This is a genomic window from Paraglaciecola sp. 20A4 (genome assembly GCF_011378905.1).
Lineage (GTDB): Bacteria > Pseudomonadota > Gammaproteobacteria > Enterobacterales > Alteromonadaceae > Paraglaciecola.
Window position 1 is genome coordinate 78,671 of record NZ_WTPY01000019.1, and the last position, 11,378, is coordinate 90,048.

Consider the following 11,378-nt stretch of genomic DNA (forward strand, 5'->3'; position numbering starts at 1 on the left):
TATGGGACGTTTAATTGTTTCTGTGCTCCTTGGTGGGGTAATTGCATTCGTATTATTTGTTATCATGGCTAAGTTGATTGCTAACTCGTCAAGACCAGCAGATAAAGTACCGCCTGCTCCAGTGATTGATATTGTTATGTCGACACCGGATGATTCTACTCAAACCAGAAATCGGGTTCCACCTCCGCCTCCGCCTCCGCCTCAACAGCCTCCTAAATTGGAACCAGTTGAGCCAGATACAGCGGATGCGAATACCGACGGACTAAGCTTCAATATGCCTGCAGTTGATATTGGTGGCGCATCTGTCGATATTGGTGGTGTAGGTGCAATGCAACGTGACGGTGATGCTACACCTATCGTTCGTATAGAACCTAAGTACCCTGCGCAAGCTGCTCGTGACGGTAAAGAAGGGTGGGTTAAACTTTCTTTTACTATCAACGAAGTGGGTGGAGTTGAAGACGTAGACGTAATTGACGCTGATCCTAAGCGTGTTTTTGACCGTGAAGCTAAACGTGCACTGAGAAAGTGGAAGTATAAGCCGAAGGTTGAAGATGGTAAGCCGATGAAACAACCTGGTATGAAAGTTCAGTTAGACTTTAAGTTGGATCAATCATGATGAATAAATATTTTAAAACATTTTTGGTTGGCGCAACGTTTGCCGCTACAACGTTAAGCTCCAGTTTCGTTAGTGCACAGTCTGCGGCGATCGTTTGTCCTGGTTACAAACGTGGTCCTACAAACATTCCTAGCGAAAGAACAGGTAAAAAAGTTCAGAAAGCTTTCGAAGCGTATAATGAAGACTTAGTTGATGAAGCCTTATCGATTTTGTACGATATTGATACTTCTCAGGCTTTCGATAGAGCATTTACTGACCGTTTTATCGGTAATTTATTAGCGACTAAATCGGAAACTGGACCAAAGGCTTTAGAGTATTTGGAAAAGTCAGTAGATTCCAAGGCACTTAATGACACAGAGCAGTCTGGTACATTACGTCTAATTGCAGATTTAAATATGCAAGAAAAGCGTTATGACGTAGCTGTAAAGCGTTATCAACAGTGGATGGACTTTACCTGTAAGGAAGATGCCGATGTGTATCTTCGTATGGGACAGGCTTTGTACGAAACGCAAAAGTTTGCTGATATGATCGCGCCGCTTGATAAATCGATCGCATTAGATGACAAACCTAATAAAAATGCTTATGCATTAAAGTTGACCTCTTTTTACAGTCGTAAAATGTATAAAGAGACTGTCGAAGTTGCCGAGGAAATGGTTAAAATCTTTCCTGATAATAAGGCTAACTGGACACAACTTGGTTTCTTCTACATGTTGGTTGAAGATTATAAGAAAGGTCTATCTACCTTTGAAATGGCTTACGATCAAGGTTACTTGACCAAAGCTGCTGAAATTAAGGCATTGACTCAGTTGTACGCGACTAATGAAATACCTTATAAAGCTGCGGTAGTGTTCGAGAAAAACGTTGAAAGTGGCTTAATCAAACGTGACGATAAAGCGTTAACAAATCTAGCGAACTCTTGGCATCAGGCTAAGAATCATTTAAAAGCGGCTGCATATTATGGCGAAGCGGCTAAGATGACCTCAGATCCTGATTTGTATCGCAAACAAGGTACGCTACTGCTAACTGCAGAGAAATATAGCGCTGCTTTGACTGCTTTACAAAAAGCACTGGATGAAGGTGCTGATGATCGTGGCCGTATTCATATGGCGATGATGGAAGCCAATTTTTATACTGGTAAATACAGAGAAGCATATAAGCATGTTCTTGAAGCCAGAAAGGATAAATCAACTTCACGTAGTGCGAGAAGTTGGGCTCCTTATATAAAAGAGAAAGCTAAGAACCGCGGTATTACACTATAATAATTTATTAATTCTAGATGTGATAACGAATGATAAAAGGCTCCTATATGGAGCCTTTTTTGTGCCTTATCATGGCGCTTTTTTATCAGCTTTTTTGTATCTATAGGTCTATCAAAGCGAGTCGTATATGTTTGTTTAACGCTTTTTTTCCACTCAAATTAAACTCCGTTATTAACGTCTCTGTTGGTTTAAATTGTAATAAGCTAGCCACTAGCAAATCTGTTCCGATAGGTATTTCACTGCTTGTCTTAACAGAGGATAATTTCATTAAAAGGTATTTTGCCAATACTTGAGAAAAAGTACCAAAGGGATTTTTCGACTCTAAAAAACACGCTATTTGATGTTTTTCATCAACGGTAAGTGGTTCACTTTTACAGTGTGTTAAAAGCCTAGTAAGTAATGCCGTGTTTGTCATTCTGTGGTAACGAGAGATATAGTAATGTAACTCTCTCGCAAATTGATCACGTAACTTTGATACCAACGTTGATGCGTACGCTGATAACGCGAGGCCTACAATCATACTTACTTCATCACTGGCTGCATCCCGTTTAAAGCCTAACTTTAGTGGTGAAAATATATTTTGAGTCCAAAAATTAAGTAAATTTTCTGATGCACCAAAGGAGCTTGTAAGTAACTCAACACCCTCATTTTTGGCCGATTCACTGATAGTGTTTAGTAATGCACTTCCAATGTTATTGCGTCTTTGGCGCTTATCAACAGCAATTCTTACTACACGCCATTGCTTCATACGGCAAAACGCCTGGTTGGCCGTATGTAAAGCGAGATTTTGGGCTACTAAGTGACCATTAACTCGTCTATCTCCTCGCGTAATAAGTGCTGAAAGTTTACTTAATTCATCCCCGCCTTCTTCGTTGATTAAGGCAACACCTACTACTTTGGAATTTAAAGTGTAAGTGAATAGGCGTTGTTCTGGGGCATCTAATAGTCTGACTAAATCATCAGGGCTTGTTTGATAATGGGCATTCACAAGTAACGAAAATGTTTGATGCAACAATATGGGGTCATCGACAAGCTGTGCGCGTGATACCTCTATGACATTATGAGCTTCAGTGTTAGCTATAATGGAGTCAAGAGGGATGGGTAGGACAGCCTCTGGAATAGCCGTGATGTGCTTGTCTGTAGAACAGGACGTAATGTCTTCCATCATAAAGCAGTGAAACCAGAACGCTTCTAAACAGTCATTTTTATACCAACGAATAGGCATAGTAAGTGTAAATGCCTTCCATCCTTTCTTATTCTTTTCTAGATAAGGTTTAAAGCGCAGTTCGAAGCCGCGGCCAGCACCTTCATATCCGTGCACGGTCGAACTCATTACAACCCTAGGAAACTTGTTTAAAAGTGCTTTCAGTATTGATGCAGGAATAGCGGCCGCTTCATCTATAAAAAGTAAATCAGCTTTATGTGGTGCGGCTAAAAGAGCATCGGGGGCGACAAACGCCAAGGGAACGTTTGTACTCGTACTATCTTGAGTTAATAAAGATGACTTTGCAAAAGCAAAAACGTGTTCCACATTCCTTTTATTTGGCGCGGTAATAATTATTTTTTTAGATTTCTTTTTTATTAGTTCTCTAGCAGCCAATCCCAATGCAGATGATTTACCGCGTCCTCTATCAGCAGTAATAACCAATGGACGGTCTTTATGACTATCAGACATTTTTAAGATACTAGTAATTAACGTTTGTTGTTCTGGTGTTGAGCTATTTAGCTTACGACCAATATCTTCTTGAGGCACGTGTGCATTATGCCCACTCATTTCTTCTGGTGTGATGATGATAGTATTTAAATCGTTTTTAATCAGCGAAATTAAACGACGCGTAAAATGGCTTAGATGGAGACTTTGCTCACAACCGTAAGATGACCGTTTACTCGCTAACGGATCGGGATAAACTGGCCAACGGGCAAACTCAGGACAAATAAGGATCATGATCCCACCTGCCATAATCGTACCGCTAAATGCCATCAACGCATTCGCACTAAGCCCTGTATACATGTTATACACCAGTGCATTGTACTCTGTGCCCAAGTGCTGCCGATAAGTATGACAATCTACGTTCAAGGTCGAACCTAAACGGTTTCCTACCCAAAGTAATTTTTCTTCTGGTATTTCAGCGACAGCGATTATTTCTTTAGATAGCCTCTGAGACCAATTTTCAGCTCCGCTAATTACCACTAACTGCCGATGGCATAGGTGGTTTTTTCTCGCTTTTAGCCAATCTTGTATTTTAAAGTGCAAATCCATGCTTATTTTATCTGTACAATGTGTCGGAAATTATCGCCAGTTTAAGCAAAGTTCCTAAGGAATACGAATGCGTTTTTTATCAAGAAGATTAGTTATGCCCAGTGATCTTAATTATGCAAACTCACTATTTGGTGGGCGTGCGTTAGAGTGGATTGATGAAGAGTCGGCGATATATGCTATTTGTCAGTTGGAAACCAATCAGTTGGTAACAAAGCATATCGGTGAAATCAGCTTTGAATCCCCCGCATTGCAAGGCGATGTGGTTGAATTTGGACTTGAGACAAAGAAGGTCGGAAGAACATCAATCACCGTGACGTGCTTGGTGCGCAACAAGGAGACAAAGAGAACGATTTGTCTCGCTGACGATATCGTTTTTGTGCGCGTCGATCGCGAAACTCGTTTGCCTGTAGCTCATGGTAAAACCTTTGATGAGTTAGCAGAACGAGCAAAACTGGAGATGAAAGGATTAATCTAATTATGCGTAATAGCCTAAATTTTTTAGCTAAGTTACCGGCGCTAAACAGCTTCAATTCAGGAGTAGTTGCCGCGAGCCTCCTCTTTATTAATAGTTGTGCGTTTGCAACGCAAGGGAAATTCGAAATTGTAGAAAGTGTATCTTTGCCAAGCGAATTAGAGGAAAGCTCAGCGCTTTACTGTTCGTCTGAGAGTAGCATATACAGTTTGAACGACTCTGGTAACGCACCGGTTGTTTTTCGTCTAGATGAAAACGGCCGTATTGTATCCACGTTAACACCAAAAAACGTTAAGAATAAGGATTGGGAAGCACTGACTGCGGATGATACCTTTTTTTATATTGGCGATATTGGGAATAATCGAGGCACCCGCAAGAAAGTATTTGTCTATAAATTTCCTCGTAGTACCGAAGTCCTCAACCGGGCGACAAAGCTTACTCTTACATATGAGGGAAATAAAACGTCAGAAAATGAATCGTTGAATCATGATTTCGATGCGGAAGCCTTAGTTGCTGTCGACGATCATTTGGTGTTATTTTCAAAAAGTTGGCGCACAGACCAGCTTAAAATTTATATTGTTGATAAGAATGTAGATAGACAAATACTAAGTGCGCAGACAGTTATAAAAGGGATCCCTGGTGTAATAACCGGAGCGGATTACGACAAAGTAAAACAACGTTATATTCTGGTTGGTTATCCGTCTAAACGGATGGGGTTTGGCGATCCTTTTATCGTAATACTAGATCGTGAATTCGCCTTAATTGACCAAATTCCTCTATCAGGTTTCGGTCAAGTTGAGGGGGTATGTGCACATCGGTCTGGGCAGATATGGTTTACTCAAGAATCTTCGATTTTCTCTAATAGTAAGTTGGTCAAGTTACAGCTTATAGAGTGATCTATTATGCTAGGGCGCTTTATTACCCGATAAAACAAGGCTTGCGCTGGATTACAATATTGCTACACTATCGCGGTTAACACACCTCAAACGTGTGTTTTATTACCAAGGGGTGCCGAAAGGCTGAGATTTATCTCGAGTTGAGATATGACCCTAACACCTGATCCGGATAATACCGGCGTAGGAATGGTTATTTCGTTCACATCATCCAATGTAAACATCTCCCATTTGTCTGCCGCATAGCCGGGTCTTTTCAAACCATCACTGAAGAGATCCCAATGAAGTTTTGTTCTACCTTACTCGCGTTATCTATTGCATCCAGTTTTACAGCCCACGCTGATGAGTCAAATGATCTTGAGCGCATTACCGTTAGCTCTGACTTCCGTCAGCAAGCATTAATGTTTCTGCCTGCCAGTGCGACTATTTTAAGTGAGTCGCAAATCGAATCCCGCCAAGCACAGCATCTTGAAGATGTATTAAATATTGGGGCGAATATTAACTTCGCTAGCGGAGCATCACGGGGTCGGTTTGTGCAAATACGCGGCATAGGTGAGCGTAGTCAATTCTCAGAGCCAAGTAATCCGTCGGTTGGTTTCTTGGTAGATGATTTTGATTTTTCGGGGATTGCAGGCGTTGGTACTTTATTTGATGTGCAGCAGGTCGAGATTTTACGAGGCCCTCAAGCGACCGAATTTGGCGCTAGCGCAATGGCAGGCGTGATAAAAATCAAAACAGTCGATGCTGGGCCTGAACAAAGCGGTAAGATCTCGTTTTCACTCGCAGAACAGAATACTTGGAGTTTAGGTGGCGCATACGGCAATGCCATAACAGATAATTTATTTTATCGGGTAGCGGTTCAACAGTACAAGAGTGACGGGTTCGTTGAGAACACCTTTTTAAACCGTGATGATACAGATAACCTCGATGAATTTACGTCACGAGTAAAACTGAAATATCTCGCCACTGATTGGTTGACGTTTGATCTTAATTATCAATATTTCGACATTGATAACGGCTACGATGCATTTTCACTTGAGAATAGCCGAGAGTCACGCGCTGATGAGCCGGGCTTCGATCGACAAGAAACCCATGCTTTAGGTCTAAAAACTGAGATAAACAGCGAATTTACCGACGTATTTATTATTCTAAGTCAGTCTGACTCAGATATGGGGTATAGCTATGATGAGGACTGGACTTATGTAGGCTTCCATCCCGACGAGTATTCTTCGGTAGATAGTTATTTTAGAGAACGTGACACTGATAATGTTGATATCCGTTTCCTATCGAATGATAACTCAACCCTATTTAATGGCTCAACTCAGTGGCTATTTGGCTTGTACTCTAAATCTATGGATGAAAGTTTGTTGCGTCAATATACCTACGCAGATAGTGACTTCACAAGCCGCTACCAACAAGACAACTTAGCTGTTTACTCGCAAATAGATACTCAGTTATCTGACACCCTTAGCTTGCGTTTAGGTCTTCGGGCTGATCGATTTGAAATTGATTATGCTGATATCAGTGGTTTCACGCAACGTACTGATAAAACATTATTGGGTGGAAAAGCGGTGCTCGATTATAGCCTCGATAGCGCTTCAGTTTATGCCAGCTTATCAAGAGGTTATAAAGCAGCTGGGTTTAATCCAGATGAGCGTGTGAGTGCTGAAAAGCGTATTTATCAACCTGAATACAATTGGAACTATGAGATTGGCGTGAAGGGAAACTTTATAAATTACGATGCGTTTATACGAATGGCTGTTTTCTACATGGACAGAGAAGACACTCAGGTTAGCGATTATGATGTGCAAACCCGTGCGGATGGCAGTGCTACTTTTATTGATATTATTGGTAATGCCGATACTGGGACGAATTGGGGGTATGAATTGGAGTCGGGTTGGCAAGTAGATGCAAACGTAAATTTACACGCTAATTTCGGTTGGCTCGATGCGACATTTGAAGGTTATACCTTAGCCGATGGGACTGTTATTAATAAGCAAGATCAGGCTCAAGCGCCACGTTATACCTTTAATATTGGTGCTGATGTGCAATTGTCCGAGCAAGTAAGCTGGACTATCGATGCTGACGGTAAAGACGAGTATAGATTCTCAGACGGCAATGATGAGAAATCGCCATCATACGTGTTGGTCAACACAGCTATGCGTTTTGATGTGCAAGATTGGTCTTGTTCGGTTTGGGTGAAAAATGTTTTTGACCGAACATACTACGTCCGCGGTTTTGGCGGCTTTAACAATGATCCTCGTGAAGGATATGCCACTCCAGAACCTTACTATCAGCTAGGCGATGGCCGCCAGGTTGGTGTTAGCGCCCAATACACTTTTTAAAACTAGGAGCTTAATATGAAATTAGTCGCCGAACTTTCAATGTATCCATTGAATGAGCAATACCTTGAACCAATACAAACGTTTATCGATCGCCTAAATGAATACGCATACTTAAAGGTAGTGACTAGCGCAACGAGCACCCTCGTCAGTGGTGATTACCAAGCCACTATGCAAGTATTGGCGAAAGAGATGCAGCGAAGCCATCAAGAAGTGGGGCAGGCTATTTTTGTCTGTAAGTTTTTAAACGGTGATAAAATGAGTAGTGACGTTTAATGCAATCGCTGGTTGACTTGCTGCAAGATATTGCCCAGCAGTTTGTTGCGCAGTCATGGTTAGAAGCAATGGCAGTGATACTTGCCATTGCTTACGTTTGGTTGGCTGCCAGGGAGAATATCTGGTGTTGGCCGTGTGCGCTAGTTAGTACTGCTATATATACTTGGTTGTTTTGGGAGGTATCGCTAGTTTTTCATACCTTGCTTAATGGTTATTATTTGATCATGGCCGTTTATGGTTGGCAACAGTGGAAAAAACAGGAAAGCGAGCATATACCGATTCAAAGTTGGTCAATGCAGAAACATCTAGTTCGGCTGATTATCCTCACTGGGGTTGCGTTCGGCATGACAGCGTTCGCGGGGATGTGGCTAGACTCAAAATATTTGTATCTAGATGCTTTTATAACGGTATTTAGTGTTTACACCACATTGATGGTTGCCCACAAGGTGTTGGAGAACTGGTTATATTGGATCATCATAAACAGTTTTGCCTGTTATCTATATTTTGCTAAAGAGATGTATCTTACCGGTGTTTTATTTATTTTTTACGTATTATTTGCCATTTATGGATATATCAATTGGCGCCAGCAACTCATAGGTAAACGATATGCCTCATCGGCATCAGCTTAAGCTCGCCTTATTGGCTGAACTTGTCGAGCTTGAGCAGTGCCGGCAGGGGTTTTCGCTTGAGCACGTTCAAAAGGGAGGGGCGGTTAATAGCAGTTTTTTATTAACGACGCCCACTCAATGTTTTTTTATGAAAACATTCGAGTCAGACCAAGTTAATCAACTTAATCGCCAAGAACTATTTGGTATTCAAAAAGTCATTTGGCAACAAGGTTTAGCTTGCGAGCCTATTTATTTGTCAAATGCTCATTCATTTCAGCTTGATGCATGGGTCCAAAGTCAGACCCTCGAGAATAGTAAACTTGGCGAAGAGCAAAAAAACATCCAGCTCGCCAACGCTTTGAGCCAAATTCATGGACTACAGATAGATGGCCCATTGCTTGATCTGCCGCGGCAATGGGCTAGTTATCTAAAATTATTACCTAAATCTAAGTTTATAAAAGAATATACGTTAGCGCAGAACTTAGCTGACATTTGGTATCAAGCACCGAAGAACGATTTAGTTTTTTGTCATAACGATTTATCGTTGCAACACGTAACCGTGCAAACACCGCTCACAATTTTTGATTGGGAATATTGTGCGTACTCTAACCGATATTTTGATATAGCAGCTTGCATTGAAGTAAATCAAATGAATCGTCATCAGCAAGAAAACCTGCTGATTCATTATGCAAAATTGAGTAATGTTGCACTTGATATACTGACTAAGAACGTCAACAATATGCTTCCTTTGGTCAATCTAACGAGCCATTTATGGTATTGCGCCGCCGACGCAGTGGGCAAGTTGCAGAGCCGTTCTGTTGATAAAATAAGCGGTTGAGCATAAACCGTCAGTTTTCCATGCAAAAGCACTTTACCTTTTAGACGTGTTACGTATAATTCAGCTCCTCAGCAGGGGTGTAGTTCCAATTGGTAGAACAGCGGTCTCCAAAACCGATGGCTGGGGGTTCGAATCCCTCCACCCCTGCCAATTTTTTATATTCTTAAAATACGCTAGCTTATTTACCTTCAGTATACTTTTATTTTTATATATCGTGATAATCTACGCGCATGAATTCAAAAACGCCTCAAGCACTTAGTTCATATCAAAACGCTATTCTCAGTGAAATGGGGATTGTTGTATGGCAACCTCAAAATTCTGCGATATCAGAGACTAAATTCGCGACGCAGGGGGTGGGCAGCAATCAAGATAGCGCCCAAAACGGTAATGTCGATTCAAATACCGCTGTTGCGCCAATTGCAGCTAACAAATCCCAAACCCCTATTCCTGAATCCATTAAACAATTTAGAACACAAAAAGCTACTCAGCCAGATAAGCGCTCTGTGCCGAATCATCTGGTCTTTGAATTTTCTCTTGATATGCTATCTAGCGCTTTGGTTGAGGATGTTTTATTGAGTATTGGTTTTGAGGGCAATAGCTTCGAACGGCTCTCAGAAATTGATTGTGAGCAACATATCGACTACGAGTTTGCCTGGAAAATAGGTAAAGGCATAACACTAGAGGGGAGGTTATTAACAACACCCTCGTTAACGCAAACGTTTTCTCCATCGGCTAAGAAACAACTTTGGTCTGTCCTGTCAACGCTCGCTAATGACTAACCTTATAAAGCTTACCTCAAAAAACTATCATTCTGCCTATACAATCCACTGTCAAGGGCATTCTCACCCATGGTCTAAATCTGTGTTTTCAGATTGTTTAACGGATCAATACGAAGCTTATGGATTACGCCAAGATAACGAATTTATTGGACTCTACGTAGCCCTTTTTGTGCTCGACGAAGCGACGTTAATGGATATTGGTGTCTCAAGTGATATGCAAGGTAAGGGCTTAAGCAACAAGCTTATGACGCATTTTATAACGCGTTGCGTTGATAACAACATGCAGTGTGTTTGGTTAGAGGTACGTGCAACCAATGGTGTAGCGATAAGCCTTTATCAAAAGCAGGGTTTTGAGTTGATAGAGCGCCGTAAAGGCTATTATGACACTGTCGATGGTAAAGAAGACGCGTTAATTATGAAACTAACACTTATCGATATTCAGGAAATGAGTGTTTAGATAAATCGACGAAGCCCTTTCGGGCTTCAGATCGAATACATTATCTACGCGCTGAAGAAATGTTTAGTTGTTGAGACGGATCTTGACGCTCAATGGCCAATTTCACGAATTTAGACGAGTTGTAATTACAACCAACGCACATAGCGATGAACTGATTCATGCTAGGGCTACCAATTTCTTTTTCCCAATTTTCATAGGTTTTACGTGTTTTAACATTAGCAAGTTTTGCCATTTTAACCGTAGTTAAGCCAGCGTCTTGTCTCATTTTTCTTAGATCTGCACCTGTGATATACATGCTTTTATTCCTCATAATATTATTGAAACTACAACAGAGCTGAAACAGCATATAAAAAAACTCTGTTTTTCTATTGTCAGACGCAGTGTATGTCAACAAATGTGGATTGGATTCCACAAGGTGAAATAATTTCACATTATTTACTTTTGATGGGGCAGAATCGTTACCAACTAATGAGTTATAAAAAGCAATATAAGCCCCAATCTTGTAACTGTCTTGTAAAAGACGTCTAGCCTAACTTAACATTCCATGGCAGCACCGATTCAATATCAGGTTCAGGCTG

The 11,378-nt window shown here is 41.1% G+C and carries 12 protein-coding genes, 1 tRNA gene and 1 riboswitch; of the genes, 11 read left to right on the forward strand and 2 right to left on the reverse strand.

Translation table 11 applies throughout. From position 1 onward, the window contains the following. The first annotated feature begins 1 nt into the window (after position 1). Positions 2-616 (forward strand): energy transducer TonB, encoded by a 615-nt coding sequence (locus GQS54_RS15990; protein ID WP_166424965.1) that lies wholly within the window; start codon positions 2-4, stop codon positions 614-616. Continuing rightward, positions 616-1,875, forward strand: a complete 1,260-nt coding sequence (locus GQS54_RS15995; protein WP_166424974.1) for a hypothetical protein — start codon at positions 616-618, stop codon at positions 1,873-1,875. Before GQS54_RS15990 ends, GQS54_RS15995 begins: the two co-directional genes overlap by 1 nt. Before the next feature lie 100 nt (positions 1,876-1,975). Here GQS54_RS15995 and GQS54_RS16000 read toward each other — a convergent pair whose 3' ends face one another. Continuing rightward, positions 1,976-4,135: a GNAT family N-acetyltransferase gene (locus GQS54_RS16000; RefSeq protein WP_166424966.1), complete on the reverse strand. Its 2,160-nt coding sequence runs from the start codon at positions 4,133-4,135 to the stop codon at positions 1,976-1,978. A 67-nt stretch (positions 4,136-4,202) separates the two neighbouring features. Between GQS54_RS16000 and GQS54_RS16005 the strand changes: the two genes are divergently transcribed. From GQS54_RS16005 to rimI, 9 genes are all read left to right on the forward strand, one after another. Then, entirely contained in the window at positions 4,203-4,610 is a 408-nt protein-coding gene (locus GQS54_RS16005; RefSeq protein WP_166424967.1) for a hotdog domain-containing protein, read from the forward strand. Positions 4,611-4,612: 2 nt separating this feature from the next. Beyond that, complete coding sequence (locus GQS54_RS16010; RefSeq protein WP_240919972.1) at positions 4,613-5,503, forward strand: hypothetical protein; 891 nt, start codon at positions 4,613-4,615, stop codon at positions 5,501-5,503. 98 nt (positions 5,504-5,601) lie between these two features. Next, positions 5,602-5,707, forward strand: a riboswitch (TPP riboswitch). A gap of 74 nt (positions 5,708-5,781) precedes the next feature. Then, positions 5,782-7,845 (forward strand): TonB-dependent receptor, encoded by a 2,064-nt coding sequence (locus GQS54_RS16015; protein ID WP_166424968.1) that lies wholly within the window; start codon positions 5,782-5,784, stop codon positions 7,843-7,845. Between the two features lie 15 nt (positions 7,846-7,860). Next, positions 7,861-8,118, forward strand: coding sequence for a hypothetical protein (locus GQS54_RS16020; RefSeq protein ID WP_166424969.1), 258 nt, complete (start codon positions 7,861-7,863; stop codon positions 8,116-8,118). Continuing rightward, a complete protein-coding gene (pnuC, locus tag GQS54_RS16025) occupies positions 8,118-8,747 on the forward strand; it encodes a nicotinamide riboside transporter PnuC (protein ID WP_166424970.1) in 630 nt (209 codons plus the stop codon). The genes GQS54_RS16020 and pnuC overlap by 1 nt, the downstream gene beginning before the upstream one ends. Beyond that, positions 8,725-9,564, forward strand: a complete 840-nt coding sequence (locus tag GQS54_RS16030; protein ID WP_166424971.1) for a phosphotransferase — start codon at positions 8,725-8,727, stop codon at positions 9,562-9,564. Before pnuC ends, GQS54_RS16030 begins: the two co-directional genes overlap by 23 nt. 73 nt (positions 9,565-9,637) lie before the next feature. Further along, positions 9,638-9,714 (forward strand) — tRNA-Trp (locus tag GQS54_RS16035). Between the two features lie 80 nt (positions 9,715-9,794). After that, the gene (locus GQS54_RS16040; protein WP_166424972.1) at positions 9,795-10,343 is read left to right on the forward strand and encodes a DNA polymerase III subunit psi; all 549 of its coding nucleotides are present in this window, start codon (positions 9,795-9,797) and stop codon (positions 10,341-10,343) included. Continuing rightward, positions 10,336-10,800: a ribosomal protein S18-alanine N-acetyltransferase gene (gene rimI / locus GQS54_RS16045; protein WP_166424973.1), complete on the forward strand. Its 465-nt coding sequence runs from the start codon at positions 10,336-10,338 to the stop codon at positions 10,798-10,800. The genes GQS54_RS16040 and rimI overlap by 8 nt, the downstream gene beginning before the upstream one ends. 40 nt (positions 10,801-10,840) lie before the next feature. Here the strand turns inward: rimI and GQS54_RS16050 are convergent, their stop codons facing one another. After that, positions 10,841-11,095, reverse strand: a complete 255-nt coding sequence (locus tag GQS54_RS16050) for a helix-turn-helix transcriptional regulator (RefSeq protein ID WP_158770677.1) — start codon at positions 11,093-11,095, stop codon at positions 10,841-10,843. Positions 11,096-11,378: the final 283 nt, after the last annotated feature.

Excerpts from the sequence above, each read along its gene's own strand:
- GQS54_RS15990 (WP_166424965.1), top strand. The coding sequence starts at position 2 with ATGGGACGTTTAATTGTTTCTGTGCTCCTTGGTGGGGTAATTGCATTC.
- GQS54_RS16010 (WP_240919972.1), top strand. The coding sequence starts at position 4,613 with ATGCGTAATAGCCTAAATTTTTTAGCTAAGTTACCGGCGCTAAACAGC.
- GQS54_RS16005 (WP_166424967.1), top strand. The coding sequence starts at position 4,203 with ATGCGTTTTTTATCAAGAAGATTAGTTATGCCCAGTGATCTTAATTAT.
- GQS54_RS15995 (WP_166424974.1), top strand. The coding sequence starts at position 616 with ATGAATAAATATTTTAAAACATTTTTGGTTGGCGCAACGTTTGCCGCT.
- GQS54_RS16040 (WP_166424972.1), top strand. The coding sequence starts at position 9,795 with ATGAATTCAAAAACGCCTCAAGCACTTAGTTCATATCAAAACGCTATT.
- rimI (WP_166424973.1), top strand. The coding sequence starts at position 10,336 with ATGACTAACCTTATAAAGCTTACCTCAAAAAACTATCATTCTGCCTAT.
- GQS54_RS16020 (WP_166424969.1), top strand. The coding sequence starts at position 7,861 with ATGAAATTAGTCGCCGAACTTTCAATGTATCCATTGAATGAGCAATAC.
- GQS54_RS16030 (WP_166424971.1), top strand. The coding sequence starts at position 8,725 with ATGCCTCATCGGCATCAGCTTAAGCTCGCCTTATTGGCTGAACTTGTC.
- GQS54_RS16015 (WP_166424968.1), top strand. The coding sequence starts at position 5,782 with ATGAAGTTTTGTTCTACCTTACTCGCGTTATCTATTGCATCCAGTTTT.
- GQS54_RS16000 (WP_166424966.1), bottom strand. The coding sequence starts at position 4,135 with ATGGATTTGCACTTTAAAATACAAGATTGGCTAAAAGCGAGAAAAAAC.
- pnuC (WP_166424970.1), top strand. The coding sequence starts at position 8,118 with ATGCAATCGCTGGTTGACTTGCTGCAAGATATTGCCCAGCAGTTTGTT.
- GQS54_RS16050 (WP_158770677.1), bottom strand. The coding sequence starts at position 11,095 with ATGTATATCACAGGTGCAGATCTAAGAAAAATGAGACAAGACGCTGGC.